This window comes from Paraburkholderia sp. XV (genome assembly GCF_020177535.1).
In the GTDB taxonomy this organism is placed as follows: domain Bacteria; phylum Pseudomonadota; class Gammaproteobacteria; order Burkholderiales; family Burkholderiaceae; genus Paraburkholderia; species Paraburkholderia caribensis.
In genome coordinates this window covers 17,236-33,573 of record NZ_JAGUUD010000058.1, presented here as the reverse complement: position 1 = coordinate 33,573, position 16,338 = coordinate 17,236, and the positions used below count along the sequence as shown (strand labels likewise).

Annotated in this window: 16 protein-coding genes, 1 tRNA gene and 1 pseudogene; 10 read left to right on the top strand and 8 right to left on the bottom strand. The window is 61.8% G+C overall.

The genetic code is table 11. The features are described from left to right. The first annotated feature begins 149 nt into the window (after positions 1 to 149). From ispD to KFO72_RS24530, 3 genes are all read left to right on the top strand, one after another. Positions 150 to 860: a 2-C-methyl-D-erythritol 4-phosphate cytidylyltransferase gene (gene ispD, locus KFO72_RS24540; protein WP_054930449.1), complete on the top strand. Its 711-nt coding sequence runs from the start codon at positions 150 to 152 to the stop codon at positions 858 to 860. 94 nt (positions 861 to 954) lie between these two features. Beyond that, positions 955 to 1,434 (top strand): 2-C-methyl-D-erythritol 2,4-cyclodiphosphate synthase, encoded by a 480-nt coding sequence (ispF, locus tag KFO72_RS24535; RefSeq protein WP_036005177.1) that lies wholly within the window; start codon positions 955 to 957, stop codon positions 1,432 to 1,434. A 187-nt stretch (positions 1,435 to 1,621) separates the two neighbouring features. After that, complete coding sequence (locus tag KFO72_RS24530; protein WP_225033238.1) at positions 1,622 to 2,788, top strand: acyltransferase family protein; 1,167 nt, start codon at positions 1,622 to 1,624, stop codon at positions 2,786 to 2,788. Positions 2,789 to 2,861: 73 nt separating this feature from the next. Here KFO72_RS24530 and KFO72_RS24525 read toward each other — a convergent pair whose 3' ends face one another. The 4 genes from KFO72_RS24525 to ompR form a co-directional block, all read right to left on the bottom strand. After that, positions 2,862 to 3,386 (bottom strand): carboxymuconolactone decarboxylase family protein, encoded by a 525-nt coding sequence (locus KFO72_RS24525; RefSeq protein ID WP_054930452.1) that lies wholly within the window; start codon positions 3,384 to 3,386, stop codon positions 2,862 to 2,864. A gap of 76 nt (positions 3,387 to 3,462) precedes the next feature. After that, positions 3,463 to 4,011 carry a peroxiredoxin gene (locus KFO72_RS24520; protein ID WP_007585877.1) on the bottom strand — a complete coding sequence of 183 codons (549 nt, stop codon included), beginning with the start codon at positions 4,009 to 4,011 and terminating at the stop codon, positions 3,463 to 3,465. 272 nt (positions 4,012 to 4,283) lie between these two features. Beyond that, the gene (locus KFO72_RS24515) at positions 4,284 to 5,633 is read right to left on the bottom strand and encodes an ATP-binding protein (protein WP_007585878.1); all 1,350 of its coding nucleotides are present in this window, start codon (positions 5,631 to 5,633) and stop codon (positions 4,284 to 4,286) included. A gap of 43 nt (positions 5,634 to 5,676) precedes the next feature. Next, entirely contained in the window at positions 5,677 to 6,411 is a 735-nt protein-coding gene (gene ompR, locus KFO72_RS24510; protein ID WP_007585880.1) for a two-component system response regulator OmpR, read from the bottom strand. A gap of 229 nt (positions 6,412 to 6,640) precedes the next feature. Here ompR and KFO72_RS24505 point away from each other — a divergent pair, with 229 nt between their 5' ends. Then, positions 6,641 to 6,976, top strand: a complete 336-nt coding sequence (locus KFO72_RS24505; protein WP_054930465.1) for a hypothetical protein — start codon at positions 6,641 to 6,643, stop codon at positions 6,974 to 6,976. A 102-nt stretch (positions 6,977 to 7,078) separates the two neighbouring features. Further along, the gene (locus KFO72_RS24500) at positions 7,079 to 8,242 is read left to right on the top strand and encodes a DUF1501 domain-containing protein (RefSeq protein WP_225033237.1); all 1,164 of its coding nucleotides are present in this window, start codon (positions 7,079 to 7,081) and stop codon (positions 8,240 to 8,242) included. A 3-nt stretch (positions 8,243 to 8,245) separates the two neighbouring features. Here the strand turns inward: KFO72_RS24500 and KFO72_RS24495 are convergent, their stop codons facing one another. After that, positions 8,246 to 9,079: a squalene/phytoene synthase family protein gene (locus KFO72_RS24495; RefSeq protein WP_054930454.1), complete on the bottom strand. Its 834-nt coding sequence runs from the start codon at positions 9,077 to 9,079 to the stop codon at positions 8,246 to 8,248. Between the two features lie 292 nt (positions 9,080 to 9,371). Here KFO72_RS24495 and KFO72_RS24490 point away from each other — a divergent pair. Continuing rightward, positions 9,372 to 9,458, top strand: a tRNA-Leu gene (locus KFO72_RS24490). 171 nt (positions 9,459 to 9,629) lie between these two features. On the opposite strand, the gene KFO72_RS42130 is transcribed toward KFO72_RS24490, so the two are convergent. Then, positions 9,630 to 9,764 carry a hypothetical protein gene (locus KFO72_RS42130; protein ID WP_257722135.1) on the bottom strand — a complete coding sequence of 45 codons (135 nt, stop codon included), beginning with the start codon at positions 9,762 to 9,764 and terminating at the stop codon, positions 9,630 to 9,632. Between the two features lie 210 nt (positions 9,765 to 9,974). Between KFO72_RS42130 and KFO72_RS24485 the strand changes: the two are divergent. Beyond that, positions 9,975 to 10,304: pseudogene (locus tag KFO72_RS24485) on the top strand (class II aldolase/adducin family protein); the annotation flags it as partial. Between the two features lie 156 nt (positions 10,305 to 10,460). Here KFO72_RS24485 and KFO72_RS24480 read toward each other — a convergent pair. Both KFO72_RS24480 and KFO72_RS24475 read right to left on the bottom strand, forming a co-directional pair. Then, the gene (locus KFO72_RS24480) at positions 10,461 to 10,916 is read right to left on the bottom strand and encodes a MarR family winged helix-turn-helix transcriptional regulator (protein ID WP_007585886.1); all 456 of its coding nucleotides are present in this window, start codon (positions 10,914 to 10,916) and stop codon (positions 10,461 to 10,463) included. A gap of 63 nt (positions 10,917 to 10,979) precedes the next feature. Continuing rightward, positions 10,980 to 12,125 (bottom strand): glycerate kinase, encoded by a 1,146-nt coding sequence (locus KFO72_RS24475; RefSeq protein ID WP_054930455.1) that lies wholly within the window; start codon positions 12,123 to 12,125, stop codon positions 10,980 to 10,982. A gap of 523 nt (positions 12,126 to 12,648) precedes the next feature. Here KFO72_RS24475 and tig point away from each other — a divergent pair. The 3 genes from tig (at position 12,649) to clpX (ending at position 16,316) form a co-directional block, all read left to right on the top strand. Next, complete coding sequence (tig, locus tag KFO72_RS24470) at positions 12,649 to 13,995, top strand: trigger factor (protein WP_054930456.1); 1,347 nt, start codon at positions 12,649 to 12,651, stop codon at positions 13,993 to 13,995. Between the two features lie 182 nt (positions 13,996 to 14,177). Beyond that, positions 14,178 to 14,837, top strand: coding sequence for an ATP-dependent Clp endopeptidase proteolytic subunit ClpP (clpP, locus tag KFO72_RS24465; RefSeq protein WP_007585897.1), 660 nt, complete (start codon positions 14,178 to 14,180; stop codon positions 14,835 to 14,837). 207 nt (positions 14,838 to 15,044) lie between these two features. Beyond that, on the top strand, positions 15,045 to 16,316 hold the full coding sequence (gene clpX, locus KFO72_RS24460; RefSeq protein WP_036005206.1) for an ATP-dependent Clp protease ATP-binding subunit ClpX: 1,272 nt from the start codon (positions 15,045 to 15,047) through the stop codon (positions 16,314 to 16,316). Positions 16,317 to 16,338: the final 22 nt, after the last annotated feature.

The window sequence follows — 16,338 nt, the reverse complement described above, 5'->3', positions numbered from 1 at the left end:
ACACGGGAATCAATGCAAACGCCCAGCGGGCGCCTCGTGGGCGCGTCGCTGACGGTGCGTGACCGGCAAGTTTACGCGTGCCGGGGCATGCGTGCCGAAGACCTATTATAAAATCCGTCCTTCACTTTCACCTGCAACGCGTCCGTTCCGTGACTTCCCGCCTCTTTGCCCTGATTCCTTGCGCCGGTACCGGCAGCCGTTCGGGCGCGCCGATGCCCAAGCAATATCGAACCGTCGCGGGACGCGACATGCTGTATTACTCGCTCGCCGCGTTCGACGCATGCAGCGAGTTCGCGCAGACGCTCGTCGTGATCGCGCCCGACGACCAGCATTTCGACGCGCGCCGCTTCGCGGGCCTGCGCTTCGCCGTGCGGCGCTGCGGCGGGGCATCGCGGCAGGCTTCCGTGCTCAACGGGCTGCATGCGCTGGCCGAGTTCGGCGCGCGCGACGACGACTGGGTGCTGGTGCACGACGCGGCCCGCCCCGGCATCACGCCTGCGCTGATCCGCGCGCTGGTCGGCACGCTGAAGGACGACGCCGTGGGCGGCATCATGGCGCTGCCCGTCGCGGACACGCTCAAGCGCGTGACGCCCGATACCGACAACCGCATCGATCACACCGAACCGCGTGACGGCCTGTGGCAGGCGCAGACACCGCAGATGTTCCGCATCGGCATGTTGCGCGAAGCGATTCTGCGCGCTCAAGGCGACGGCCACGATCTCACCGACGAAGCGAGCGCGATCGAATGGTCGGGTCACGCGCCTAAACTGGTTCAAGGCAGCTTGCGCAATTTCAAGGTCACGTACCCGGAAGATTTCGATCTGGCCGAAGCGATACTCGGGCGCGGCACGCCGGGCTGACGGGCGCCTCGCCTGCGTCCTCGGGGCGGGCGCGCGGCCGTCATGGCTTCAGCATCATCACAACGCTTTCACGAAACAACGGAACCCCACGCATATGGATTTGAGAATCGGACAAGGCTACGACGTTCACGCACTGGTGCCGGGACGCCCGCTCATCATCGGCGGCGTGACGATTCCTTACGAGCGCGGGCTGCTCGGCCACTCGGATGCCGACGTGCTGCTGCACGCGATCACCGACGCGCTGTTCGGCGCGGCCGCGCTCGGCGATATCGGCCGTCATTTCCCGGATACGGCAACCGAGTTCAAAGGCGCGAACAGCCGCGTGCTGCTGCGCGAATGCGCGGCGCGCATCGCGAAGGCGGGCTTCACGATTCAGAACGTCGACAGCACGGTGATTGCACAGGCGCCGAAACTCGCGCCGCATATCGACGGGATGCGCGCGAATATCGCCGAAGATCTGAATCTGCCCATCGAGCGCGTCAACGTGAAGGCGAAGACCAACGAAAAGCTCGGCTATCTGGGGCGCGGCGAGGGCATCGAAGCGCAAGCAGCCGCGCTGTTGCTGCGCGCCTGAGCGTTGCGGCGTCGTTCTGTGGAGCGGGTCAGATTTGCCTGATCCGCGTATGCGTCTTAGTGTGAATCTGCATCATTTGCCGGTTTCGGACGACAACGTGCATTAAAAAAATCGAAACGCGCGGTCGCGCATTTTTGTCGATATTTGTCCGCTTACAGTGGTTCGCATGAAGTCAAGCGGACGGACAATGACGGCGGTCGACACGCGCGTCAAACATGCGGGGCACGCGAAGGAACATGTGCGCGGGCTCAACGGGCTGAGAGCGCTGGCTGTCGTGCTGGTGTTCCTGTCGCACAAGGCGCACGTCGAAACCGTCGACGTCGGCAAGCTCGGCGTCTGGATCTTCTTTCTCATCAGCGGTTTTCTGATCATCGGAGAACTGCATCGCAATCGCGCGCGTGTCGAAGCGGGCAGTGCGCGCCGCGAAGCCGTGATGTGCGTGTTCTTCATGAAGCGCGCATTGCGCATCTTCCCGATCTACTACTTGCTGTTGCTCGCACTGACGATCGCGCACGCGCTGTTCTATCAGCGCGATGTCGATCTCGGTCTCGCGTGGCATTACTTCTTTCTGTCCGACTACTGGATCGGCGTGGTGAAGGACGGCTGGCCCGGGACGGTGTCGCACTTCTGGAGTCTCGCCGTCGAGCAGCAGTTCTATCTGGTCGCGCCATTTCTGCTGGTGCTGACGCCGGCGTCGCGGCATCGAGCAGTGTGCGCGCTCGTCGTGCTGACAGGCGTGGCCGGTCATCTCGCGATGCATGCCGCCGACGCCAGCGAACCGCTGATCTACGCATGCTCGCCGTTGAACTTCGCGCTGCTCGCGCTCGGCGGGCTGTGTGGGGTGTTGGGGCGCGAGCGTGGTCTTGCGCGAGCCGCGGGGCATTGTTCAACAGGCATCATCGGCGCGCTCGGCGTGCTGGTGTTCGCAACGCAGCCGGTGTGGAGCACCTTGGCCTTACCGTTTTCAGCCGCCGGTTCCGCGTGGATCGACATTGGCCTTGCGCTCTCGCTTTGCGTGCTGTTCGCGTGGATCGCAAACAGCCCTGGCAGCATCGTCGTGTCGGCGCTCGAAATCAAACCGCTCGACTATCTCGGCACGATCAGCTACGGCTTCTATCTGTTTCACAACCTCATTCCGTCGAAGCTCGGCTTCGCTCCCGCCTGGTTCGCCGCACCGACGTGGGTTCACACGCTGTGCGCGCTTACGCTGCAATTCGCGCTTGCCGTGCTGCTCGCGCATCTGTCGTGGCATCTGGTCGAGAAGCGGCTGCTCGAACTGAAGAAGCCTTTCGAGGCGGCGATCGCGCGGCGCTTGCCTGCGCGCCGCCTGCACAGCCAGACGCAACCGCGCTGACTTTTGCCCCGGTCAAGCAAAAACGCCACGCACTAAGCGTGGCGTTTTGCTTCAGGCGCGGCGTGCGCGCGGCTTACTTGCCTTCGGCCACGATCACTTGAGCGGCTGCATTGACGACCGCCGCGATACGGCCGACGTCGCGCAGTTGCGTCGAGCTCATGCCTTCGTTGATCAGCGTGTCGAAGTGCGATTTCACGCAGAAATGGCACTTGCCGATGATCGACGCGGCGAGCGCATACATTTCGAAGCGGCGCTTGTCGACGCCGCCATGCGACGCGTACGCGTTCATCCGCAAGCCAGCCGGCTGCGACTTCAGATCGGCGTTTTCCGTCATCTCGACGTACGGATACCAGACGTTGTTCATGCCCATCAGCGCAGCGGCCGTCAGCGCGCCATTGACTTCTTCCGGCGACAGCACGCCTGCGTCGCGGATCGCGGCGATGATCTTCGGGCTCTTCGCGGCGAACGCGGCGGCCAGCGCGACGCCGACGGCATCGGTGCCTTGCAGCGACGAGCGCGCAATCGTGCCGTCGAGATTGAGGCGAATGTCTTTGGCGTAATCAGGAATAAGTTCTTTAATCGCTGAGATGAATTCCATTGATATCTCCTATCAAATTGCCGATAAAAAAGCCCGCTGGCCTTTTCAAGCTTAGCGGGCTTTCAGCTGCGAGTCCTTACAGCGTCGCGCCGCCGACTGCGCGGTTGCACGGGCAGAGCTCATCCGTTTGCAGGCCGTCCAGAATGCGCAGGACTTCTTCCGGGTTACGGCCGACGTTCAGGTTGTTCACCGAAACGTGCTGGATCGTGTTGTCCGGATCGACGATGAACGTGGCGCGCAGTGCGACGCCGGCTTCCTTGTCGCGCACGCCGAGCTGGTCGATCAGCTCGCCCTTGACGTCGCCGAACGCGTAGTGGTTCAGCTTGTTCAGGTCCTTGTGTTCACGGCGCCATGCGAGCTTGACGAATTCGTTGTCGACGCTGCCGCCCAGCAGGACGGCGTCGCGCTCTTCGAAGTCCTTGGCCAGCTTGCCGAACTCGACGATTTCCGTCGGGCAGACGAACGTGAAGTCCTTCGGGTAGAAATAGATGATCTTCCACTTGCCCGGGAACGACGATTCCGTGATTTCCTCGAACGCCGATACGCCGTTTTCTTCGTGGTTGTTGAAACCCGGCTTCGCAGCCGTCACGGTAAAGGCTTCGACTTTATCGCCCACAGTTTTCATGCGCTGACTCCTTGAGAATTGGCAAATGAGATTCAAAACAACCCGCTCAAACTACCTGCTGGCTGTAACGAACACGTTACACGCTTGAGACTATAACTCTATTAATCAATCGCATCAATAGTTTTTTTCTAAATATGTAGATAGATTTTCTCAAATATGGCAATAGAGCAGTTCGGAATTAGGTTGTCTCGCACGAAATTCGGGAAAATATTGCACAAGAATGCAGCAATCTGAAACGGAAGCCGGTAATTCCGGCCGGCTTCCTGTCCGCTTCAGACGCTCTTGGCGAGCGGGAACTCGATCGTCACTTCGAGCCCCGGCAATGGCGTGCGGTTGCGTAGCCTCAGCGCGCCCCGATAGCGTCCCACGAGCCGCTGCACGATCGCCATGCCGAGCCCCGTGCCGTTGGCCTGCGTGCGCGCCGAGTTCACGCGGTAGAAGGGGCGTGTGACAAGCGCCAACTGGTCCTCGGGAATGCCTGGACCTTCGTCGACCACCGACAACTCGACCCGCGAATGCGACACCCGCGTCTCAAGAATCACGTGCGGGATGCCATCGGACTCGGACAGCCCGTACTTGCGCGCATTCTCGATCAGATTGCCCACGACTCTTCGGATATCCGTCTCGTCCGCCTCGATCACGGCAGATGGCGCCAGCCGCGTCACCAGCCGCATGCCATCTTCGCTCGACATGCGCGCAGCCAGTTCCCCTGCGATCACGGAAAGGTCGACGGGTTCCGGCATCCGCTGCACGGGGCGCGCGTAATCCAGGAAGCGGCCAATGATCATGTCCATCTGCTCGATGTCGTCGATCATCGCGTCCTTGGTCGCCTGGTCGGACGGGCTCATTTCCGTTTCCAGACGCAGACGCGCAAGCGGCGTGCGCAGGTCGTGCGAGATGCCCGCCAGCATCAGCGCGCGGTCCGCTTCAAGTTGCTCCAGGTCCTGCACCATCTGGTTGAAGCTTCGGTTGGTTTCGGCCGCCACGCCCATGCCGCGTTCGGGCAGCTTCTCCGGCGCCTGGCCGGAGCCGACCTTGCGTGCCGCCATCGCGAGCCGCGCGAATGGCCGGTTCACGAGACTGGTAATGAACGCCGCGCCGAACAGCGACAGCGCGAGCGCGAAAATACCCCAGCCGGCCCATTGCAGGCCCGTCACGCTATCGAGCTGATCGCGATCGAGCGCCACCCAGTAATCGTCGTCGTCGATCTTGAAACTGATCCAGACGCCGGGAATGTCGTTCACCGACTGCGCGATGATCGTGTCGTCGCCGAGGCGCCCGCGAATGTCATGCTCGATCAGGCGGTTGAGCGATTCGTCGGGCTGGAGCTTGTACTTGTCGGTGGTTTCGCGCGGATACACGCGCACGCCTTCATTGCTTTCCAGATCCTGCAGCAGTGCGCGCCGCAGATCGGGATCGGAATAGAGGAGTGCGGTGCGCGTGAGCTTGACGATTGCGACGAGCTGCAGCGCGACGCGTTGTGCGCGCGGCTCGCGCTCGATCACGCGGAAGCTCTGGAACCAGGCGGCGAGGCTGACCGCGATCAACAGCGCGATCAGCAGGAACGTTCGCCAGAACAGGCCGCCGAACGCGAGCGTCAGGAGGCGCCGGTCGATCCGCATGCGGCCTTCTTATGGCAGAAGAGAGACAACTGGAACGGCAAATTCAGGCTGCGCCGTCGGGGATGAACACGTATCCGAGACCCCAGACCGTCTGGATGAAGCGCGGGCTGCCCGGGTCCGGCTCGATCAGCTTGCGCAGACGCGAAATCTGCACGTCCAGGCTGCGGTCGAACACTTCGTATTCACGGCCCCGCGCGAGTTCCATCAGCTTTTCGCGCGACAGGGGCTGGCGCGGATGACGCGCGAACACCTTGAGCACCGAGAACTCGCCCGTGGTCAGCGGGATTTCCTGGCCGGCCTTGGTGAGCGTGCGCGTTGCGAGGTTCAGCGCGAACTCGCCGAACTCGAAGACTTCCGATGTCTCCGACGGCGCGCCTGGCAATTCAGATGGCGACTGTCGGCGCAGTACCGCGTGAATGCGCGCGACCAGCTCGCGCGGATTGAACGGCTTGGGCAAGTAGTCGTCAGCGCCCATTTCGAGCCCGACGATGCGATCGACATCCTCACCCTTGGCGGTGAGCATGATGATCGGCGTGCGATCGTTGCTGCCGCGCAGGCGCCGGCAGATGGAAAGGCCGTCTTCGCCCGGCAGCATCAGGTCGAGCACCAGAAGGTCGAAACGTTCGCGCACCCACAGCTTGTTCATCGAGGGCGCGTTCTCGGCAACGTAGACGTTGAAGCCCTGCTCGCCGAGGTAGCGGCGCAACAGATCGCGCAGACGCGGGTCGTCATCGACGACGAGGATTTTCGAAGGGTTTTTGGTTTCCATGGTCGGCATCTTAGCGCGATTAGAGAGAGGTGCACGTTTGCACCAATTATCACGTAACAGTCAGTTACAAAATTTACCCGGCCTGTGGCACGACGTAAAGCCTTGGCGCTTACACTCCTTTACTGTTTGCGCCAGTTCGGTAGATACTTCACTCGAATAAAGCTCTCGCACCCGGTTTCAAGCCGGAGTCAATACACGTATCTGAGGTTGCCGGTTGCCGCGCCACGAAGGGAAAAAGATGAAGGGAGGGGTCTGGCCGAACATGCGCCTGAGCGTGATCGCTGTAGCTGTTGCGATCGTGTTCGCGAGCGCGTTGAGCCCGGTTCCTGCCCATGCCGATTCCTCGACGGAACGCAACACCGACACACGCCCGCCACCGCGCCCGCATACCCGCTCGGGCCGCCAGCCGCACAATCCCGACGCGGATCGTCCCGCATCCGACACGATCATGCGCGCTACTGCCGTGCCGCCCGATCTGGATCAACGTCGGCGCGACGGGCACATGACGCCTGAAGAACGGCGTTTGCTACGACAGCATATCGAAGATGCCGTTCGCGAGTTGTACAAGCGCTGACGCCTGATTTTCATGCACCGTCACCGACGGGCGACGCTTCGGCGCGACGGCCGCGTGTTTGCCGTTCGTGTCGAATAAGGTCATTCATCCAGTGAGGCATCGATGAAGCGGCGCGAGTTTCTGACGATGGCGGCGGCAGCAAGTGCGTCGCTATCCATGCCACGCGTCTTCGCCGCGCCACACACGAGCAGCGGCATATCGACGCAACTGGATGCAGGCGCAACGGGCCGCGCGCCGGGCAAGCTGATTGTTCTGATCGAACTGAAAGGCGGAAACGATGGTCTGAACACCGTCATTCCTTTCGCCGATTCCACTTACTACGCGTTGCGTGAGCACATTGCGATACCGCGCGAGCGCGTGCTGCCGCTGGACGAGCGTGTCGCGCTGCATCCCGCGATGCGTGCGCTGCTGCCATTCTGGCGCGATGGAGAAGTGGCCGTCGTGCAGGGTGTCGGTTGCGCGCAGGATCATGCATCGCATTTCCGCTCGACGGAGATCTGGGACACGGCATCATCGGCCGATGTGTATCGACACGACGGCTGGCTGACGCGTGCAATCGGGCAATGGCCCGCGAGCCAGCGAGAGGTGGCGGCGGCCTCGTTCGGCAGTGCGGAGCCGGGGCCGTTCGCGGGCTGCGCAGCGCGCGTCGAGGCGGATGACGCCTGGGCGCGTGTCGATGATCCCGACGCCGCGCCGCACGCCGGTTGGCTCGACGCGTATCGAGGCGAGGGCGATCGCGTTTCCGGCGTCGCGCAAGCACTCCGGGTGAGCGCGCCGACGCTTCGGGATTCGATCGATGCCGCGCTGCGCACGGTCGTCGACCGGTTTGCGCCGCATATGTGCGGCGCGATCCGGCTAACGCTCGATGGTTTCGACACGCACAGCAATCAGCCGGCGCAGCACGCGGCTTTGCTCCGGCAACTCGCCGAAGGCTGCGCGACCCTTCGCACGGAACTGACGCGACGCGGCAGGTGGCGTGACACGCTCGTCGTGACGTACTCGGAGTTCGGCCGCTCCGCGCGCGAAAACGTTCATCGCGGCACGGGGCATGGCGGCGGCGCCGCGCATTTCGTGCTGGGTGGTCAGGTGCGTGGAGGTGTGTACGGTCGCGCGGCCGATCTGGCGCGGCTCGATACGGACGGCAATCTACCCGTCGACATCGACTTCAGACAGATCTACGCGACCGTGCTCGGCCCGTTCCTGAAACTGGATGCAAACGCGGTCCTTCAGGACGACGTCCCGCCGCTGCCGTTGCTGCGCACCTGAACGTCAGTGCTTGCGCGCCGCTCGCCATGCAACCCACAGCTTGCGGATCGGCGTGAGCGCGATACGTTGATGAAGCACGCGGTAGCCGTCGCGCTCGATCTCGTCGAGCAACGCCAGCGCCAGTGCAGCCAACGCGCGCAGCGTGCGCTGCGAGTGACGCTCGCCGACGGGTAGCGCATCGAGCGCCTTGCGGATCGAGTCGCGGGCACGCGCTGTCTGGAAACGCATCAATTCGGTGAACGCGTCCGTGTACTTGCGGTTGATCAGATCCGCCGCCGTCACGTTGTAGCGCTGCATCTCGTCGATGGGAATATAGATGCGGCCATGCCGCGCGTCGTTACCGAGTTCGACGACGATCTGCGCGAGCATCAAGGCCTCGCCGAGCGGTGCGGCCCAGACTTGAGCCTGCGACGGATCGCGCGCCGTCGCGCGCGCAACGACGCACGCGAAGTTGCCGCCGACCCCGGCCATATAGCGGCGCAGGTTCGGATAGTCGAGATAGCGCGCCTGATCGAGGTCCATTTCGAAGCCCGCGATCAACGCCTGCAACGCGGGATATTCCGCCTGCACATCGGGCAGATGCGCAGCGAGCGCCTGCGACACGGGGTGCGTCGGTTCGCCCGCTGCGAGCGCGGCCGCTTCTTTTTGCCACCACGCGAGCTTCGTGCGTCCGATCGTCGGATCGGTCGTTTCCTTCACGGTTTCTTCGAACTCGCGACGCAGCGCGAACAGCGCAGTCAGCAATGGCTGCCGGGCGACGGGCGCCTGGCGCAGTGCGTAGTAGGTGCTCGAGCCGGGAGGCGCTGCTTTCTGCAGGCAGTATTCGTCGAAATTCACGGGAATTGGCTTGTGGGGAGGCAGTCGCGCACGGCTGTGCACGAGGGACCGAAAATTGTAGCATCGACCGTATTCGACAGATGCAGACAAGCGCAGATCAATCGGTTAGAATCTCGCGCTTACGCTTTTGGCGGTGCCGCGATCGGACGTGTTTTTCAGGCGCGTTCGTTCGTGGAGATGGCGGGTCTGAGCCCACAGGTTCGGATTTGTCCACGCGAACGACATGGCGATGACATCGCGACGTCCATCGCCAGTGAGACATCGGGTGCTGCACCTCACGCATCGCCCGGCTGCGAGGATGGCGAAATTGGTAGACGCACCAGGTTTAGGTCCTGACGCCCGCAAGGGTGTAGGGGTTCGAGTCCCCTTCCTCGCACCACTTTTTTCTCATTGATTGACACAGAACCCCGCCTGTTTCGACGCGCGGGGTTTTTTGTTTTTGCATCCCGACGCGACGATCGCGCAGACTCGCGGCCAATCAATCGACCCGCACAAAAAACCCCGCACGAAGGCGGGGCTGGCTCATCACATCGAAGATTCGCGGCTACTCTTAGTGGCAGCGCTTTTCCCAGTGATGATGCACCTTCACCTTATGGCACTCGTGATGGTGGTCGTATGCGAATGCCGAGGACATGCTCACAAAACCTGCGGCCGCAGCGACCAGTGCCAGAACAACCTTCTTCATTTTCGATCCTTAAAATCAGTGAGATAGAGCGAAGCGCGATCGTAGCAAGTCCGGTTTACGATCCGCTTGGACTCAGTCGTTCTCTGTGTCTTGTACGCTGTCTCTCGCGACGCACGACATCGACCCTCTGGTTGCACGCACAACCAGATTCTCCTGTTCTGCGATCAGCGATCCTTTAGCTCGTCAACGCGTAAGAAGAGGGGCGTGCAAATGGCACCAGCCGATGTTCGACCACCCTCAGACATCGACGCGCAATGCATGCTGCGCGTGACACTTGCAGGCACGTACCGCGTGTTCGCGATGCCCGGCTGGACCAAGCTGATCTACAACCACATCACCGTGCGCGTGCCCGGCACGCACAGCCATATTCTGATCAACCCGTTCGGCCTGCACTACACCGAAGCGACGGCGTCGCATCTGATGAAGGTCTATGTAGACGGGAATGTGCTCGATGGTTCGCCGCATCGTGTGAACCCGGCGGGCTTTGTCATGCATGCCGCGATTCATCGCGCGATGCCCGACGCGCATTGCGTGATGCACGATCCGTTGTATCGCGACCAGAAAGGCGAACGCCGCCTTGCGAGACGCATAGGCGGGCCGACTTGTGAATGAGTGTTTAAGGAATTCGGCAACGACGGGTTCGCCGGCGCCAGGCAAGCGCCGATGAACGTTCGCCCCGGACTTCGTCTGACCTGACTACGCTGCGTTGCGCGCGATCGCGGTTTCGATCACCTTGTCGAGTGCTTCGCTGAGCGCGACTTTCTCGCGGTCGTCGAGGCAATCGAACAGATCAGTGTTCCACTTGCGTGCGATGGGCATCACTTTGCGATAGAGCGCACGGCCTTCTGCGGTCAACGATACGAGCACCACGCGGCCGTCGTCCGCGCTCGCTTCGCGTTGCACGAGGCCTTGTCTGATCAACGCTTCGGCTGCGCGGCTCGCCTGACTTTTGTCGAGGTTCGCGTGGCGCGCGAGGTCCATGATCGAGAATGGTCCGAACGATCCAACCGATGCAATCACGCGCGCCTCGGGTAGCGTCACGTCCAGCTTGGCCATATACCGTTCGCTGATGCCCCGCTCGGAAAGTTTATTCAGCACGTGCAGACGATACGTCAGAAACTGTTCGAGTCCGGCTTTATCGGAGGCCTTCATGGTCTTCCCGTTGTGAGTGGATGCAGTCCGGTGATGTGATTGTTGCTGCATCCGCTCGCGCGGTCAACGCGGGCCAAACCTGAGTCGCGTCATCTGTTCGGCTTCGTTCGCAAGCAAGGTCGCTGCGTCGCGAATCGCGACTTCTAGCGTGATCGGGCCGGGGGCCGGCGAGAAGCATCCGCTGAAATGCTCGGCGAGTTTTGGCAGCGCCGACGGGTCGACAGCGCCCGACAGCAACGTGGCGGGCACGCCCGCGGCGCGCGCGTGCCGGCAGGCGATGAAGGGCGCCTTGCCGTGCAGCGTTTGCACGTCGGAGCGGCCTTCGCCCGTGATGAGCCAGTTGGCGCCTTCGAGTGCCGCGTCGAGTCCGATCTGTCGCGCGACCACTTCCGCGCCCGGCTCGAATTCGGCGCCCAGCATATGCAATGCGAACCCGAGTCCGCCCGCCGCGCCCGCACCCGGCTGGTTGCGCGCGACGCGATTCATGGCCGGCTCGACGAGGTCGGCGAAGCGGGTGAGGGCGGCGTCGATGGCCGCGACCTGCTCCGGCTTTACGCCTTTTTGCGGGCCGAAGACTGCCGTTGCGCCGTGATCGCCCGTCAACGGGTTGTCTACATCCGACATGCCGACGAACGTTGCCTCTTGCAGACGGACATCCAGTCCCGATGCGTCGACACGCGCCAGTTGAGCAAGCTGCTCGGGCGTCGCGTCGAGTTCATGCCCTTGCGCATCGAATAGCTTGAGGCCGAGACCGACGAGCAAACCCGCGCCGCCGTCGTTCGTGCTGCTGCCGCCGAGCGCGACGAAGAAGCGCCGCACACCCGCGTCCAGCAGCGAGCGGATGGCTTCGCCCATGCCGCGCGTGCTGCGCTTTTCCACGGGAACGCCCATGCCGACAGGGTCCGTGATGCCGACGACCTCCGCGGTTTCGATGATCGCGCTGCCGTCGGCGAGAAGCCCTGTTGCGCCTTCACGCGCAGGTCCCGCCGCGCCCTGCACTGTGAGCGTGCGCCGTTCGCCACCGCTGGTGAGCATGGCGTCGAGTGTGCCTTCGCCGCCGTCGGCCATTGCGCAGACACGGATCGTCGCGTCGGGCCGCGCGCGCAGAATGCCCGTCGCGATGGATTGCGCGACCTGCTCCGCGGAGAGCGAACCTTTGAACGAGTCAGGAGCGATGACGACGATGGGCGCGGACGGCGTATTCGGCATGGTGTCTCTGATGATTTGCTTTGAGTAGGCATCGCTGTGCTCGCCGCGATGCGATGAAGCGCCCGGAACGCCTATGCGCGCGGCAGCGGCGTATCAGGATGTGGTGAAGCTTATCAGCATGCGGCGCGCGACTGAATATACCGGAAGGTATAGGCAGAATTGACTTTGATTCACAGCTGGCGCGGACCGTGGTGGATCGCGAGCGGCTTTGGAATCGCCCGAAAGGCGGCCGGAATCGGGCTTCGCAAGCCACAAAAGATCGCGAAACAGCGAATCCGGCTAGGCGCGCAAATAGTTTGCTAAAATATTTGGCTCTCTGACCCAAACTGTGCCGCCGGCGGCCTCACAGCCCGCGGCGAGAGGCACGCGATCGATGTCACACGTGACTGAGCGAAGCGTAGCGGCGACCCGCGCAACAGCGAATGCAACGCGCAGTGTCGAACGCACGACGCAAAGCGGACATCGACAGGCGGCGCACACAAGATAACTGATTCGCTCGAATAATTTTAGGACGATTGAAGCCATGGCTAACGTTGTTGAAAACCTCGGCAAGCTCGAACGCCGCGTGACGATTTCCTTGCCGAAAGACACGGTGCAGAAGGAAGTGGATGCGCGCATCCGTCAACTCGCGAAAAACGTGCGCATGCCGGGTTTCCGCCCGGGCAAAGTGCCGCTCAAGATGGTGACGCAGCAGTACGCGGGTCAGGTCGAAGCCGAAGTGCTGAGCGACAAGGTTGGCAAGGAATTCTTCGACATCAGCCGCGCGGAAAACCTGCGCGTCGCTGGCCAGCCGAGCTTCAGCCCGAAGACGGATGCGACGGAAGGCGCATACGCATTCGACGCGACCTTCGAGGTTTACCCGGAAGTGAAGCTGGGCGACGTCGCGACGGCTGAAATCGAACGCACCAAGACCACCATCAGCGACGCCGAAATCGACCGCACGCTGGACATCCTGCGCAAGCAGCGCGTGCACTACCACGCTCGCGGCGAAGCCGGCGAGCACGGCGACGGCGGCGCGGACACGGCTGCGAAGGACGGCGACCGCGTCACGGTCGACTTCATCGGCAAGATCGACGGTGAAGCGTTCCAGGGCGGCAGCGCGGACGACTTCGCGTTTGTCCTGGGTGAAGGCCGCATGCTGCCGGAATTCGAAAAGGCCGCGCTTGGCCTGAAGGTCGGCGAGTCGAAGGAATTCGACCTTGCGTTCCCCGAGGACTATCACGGCAAGGAAGTCGCCGGCAAGACCGCGCAGTTCACCATCACGATGAAGAAGATCGAATGGCCGCATCTGCCCGAAATCGACGGCGAGTTCGCGAAGTCGCTTGGCATCGAAGACGGCGACCTGACGAAGATGCGCGCCGAGATTCGTGACAACCTCGAGCGCGAAGCGAAGCGCCGCACGCAGGCTGTCGTGAAGAACCAGGTGATGGACGCGCTGCTCAAGATCTCCGAACTCGACGTGCCGAAGGCGCTGATCGAGCAGGATCAGGAACGTCTCGTCGAAATGGCGCGTCAGGATCTGACGCAACGCGGCGTGCCGAACGCGAAGGACGCACCCATCCCCGCAGAAATGTTCGCCGAGCAGGCAGAGCGCCGCGTCAAGCTGGGCCTCGTGCTGGCCGAGCTGGTCAAGGCCAACGAGCTGCAGGCCAAGCCGGAACAGATCCGCGCGGAAGTCGACGAGTTCGCGAAGAGCTACGAAGACCCGAAGGAAGTCGTCCGCTGGTATTATTCGAACCAGCAGCGCCTTGCCGAGATGGAAGCGTATGTCGTTGAGTCCAACGTCGTCGATTTCGTGCTGAGCAAGGCGAAGGTGACGGACAAGGAAGTGAGCTTCGAAGAGCTGGCAAGCGCAACGGCGCAAGCGTAATAGCATCGCTGTAACGGCGTGCTGGCTGTCCGAGCGACGGCCCGCACGCCGTTTTTACATATGAGCGCAGCCGATTATGCTAAAAGAACGCTTGTCGGCCGTTTTGGCTCTTGAAGAAACGCGCGGCCGCACCTACTTGTCCTGAACCATTATCAGAACATTTCCTGACAAGGATCCATTGCATGACCTTTCGCGCTCAAATGCTGGACACGTTGACCTCGCAGTCGTCGCGGGATCGGGATCTCGAAGCGCAAGCGCTCGGCCTCGTGCCGATCGTCGTCGAAACGAGCGGCCGCGGTGAACGTTCGTATGACATCTATTCGCGCCTGCTGAAGGAGCGCGTGGTGTTCCTGGTTGGCGAAGTGAACGATCAGACTGCGAACCTCGTGATCGCACAATTGCTGTTCCTGGAAAGCGAAAATCCGGACAAGGACATCAGCTTCTACATCAACAGCCCGGGCGGTTCGGTGTCGGCGGGGATGGCGATTTACGACACAATGCAGTTCATCAAGCCGGATGTCTCGACGCTATGCATGGGCCTCGCGGCCAGCATGGGCGCGTTCCTGCTGGCGGCGGGCGCGAAGGGCAAGCGTTTCGCGCTGCCGAACGCTCGCGTGATGATTCACCAGCCGCTGGGCGGCGCGCGCGGCCAGGCATCGGACATCGAAATTCAGGCACGCGAAATCCTGTACCTGAAGGAGCGCCTGAACCAGTTGCTGTCGCACCACACTGGGCAACCGGTTGAGCGCATCCAGCGCGACACGGACCGCGACAACTTCATGTCGGGCGACGATGCACAGGCTTACGGCCTCGTCGACCAGGTGTTGCATAAGCGTCCGTAAACAATCGTTGAAACATGGCTCATCCGGAGCGCTTTTTCTCCAAATTGGGGGAAGAGCGCCGGCGCGAAACCTTGTGAAATAATAAGACCCGTCTGAACGCCTGCGGCAAACGCCGTCACAGCTTTTGCGCGTCCGTCCCGCCCCGAACTGAACGAGGTGGGCAAACGGCGTATCATGTCATTCGAGTGTCCGGAGGCTCACACATCTATGGCGGACAAAAAAGGTTCTAACAGCGAGAAGCTGTTGTATTGCTCGTTCTGCGGCAAGAGCCAGCACGAAGTTAAAAAACTGATTGCTGGCCCGTCGGTATTCATCTGCGATGAATGTATCGACCTGTGCAACGAAATCATTCGCGACGAAGCAGCGGGCGCGGGTCTGGAAACGGGCCTGTCCAAGTCCGACCTGCCGAGTCCTCAGGAAATCCGTGACATTCTCGATCAATACGTGATCGGGCAAGAACGCGCGAAGAAAATTCTCGCGGTCGCGGTCTACAACCACTACAAGCGCCTGAAGCATCTCGACAAGAAGGACGACGTCGAATTGTCGAAGAGCAACATCCTGCTGATCGGGCCGACCGGCTCCGGCAAGACGCTGCTCGCGCAGACCCTTGCACGCCTGCTGAACGTGCCGTTCGTGATCGCCGACGCGACCACGCTGACGGAAGCCGGCTATGTCGGCGAAGATGTCGAAAACATCATTCAGAAGCTGCTGCAAAACTGCAATTACGAAGTCGACAAGGCGCAGCGTGGCATTGTCTATATCGACGAAATCGACAAGATCAGCCGCAAGTCGGACAACCCGTCGATTACCCGTGACGTATCGGGTGAAGGCGTGCAGCAGGCGCTGCTGAAGCTGGTCGAAGGTACGATGGCGTCGGTGCCGCCGCAAGGCGGGCGTAAGCATCCGAACCAGGATTTCATCCAGGTCGACACCACCAACATCCTGTTTATCTGTGGCGGCGCATTCGACGGCCTCGAAAAAGTGATCGTCGACCGTACGGAAAAAACGGGGATCGGTTTCGGTGCGAGCGTCAAGAGCAAGCAGGATCGTGATGCCGGCGAAGTGCTGCGCGAAGTCGAGCCGGAAGATCTCATCAAATTCGGCCTGATTCCAGAACTGATCGGACGTCTGCCCGTGGTGGCGACGCTCGGCAAGCTGGACGAAGCCGCGCTGATGAAGATTCTGGTCGAACCCAAGAACGCGCTCATCAAGCAGTATCACAAGCTGTTCAATATGGAACGCGTCGAGCTGGAGATCCGTCCCGCCGCGCTGCAGGCCGTCGCCCGCAAGGCGATCCGCCGCAAGACGGGGGCACGTGGCTTGCGTTCGATCCTCGAACAGGCGTTGCTCGACGTCATGTATGAACTGCCGGCCATGAAGGGCGTCAGCAAAGTCATTATTGACGACAATGTTATTGATGGTGACGGAAAGCCGCTACTGATCTACGAAGACGCGCCGAAGGTGGCGGGTTCGAATTGATCGGCTTCCCGATTTTTGAAAA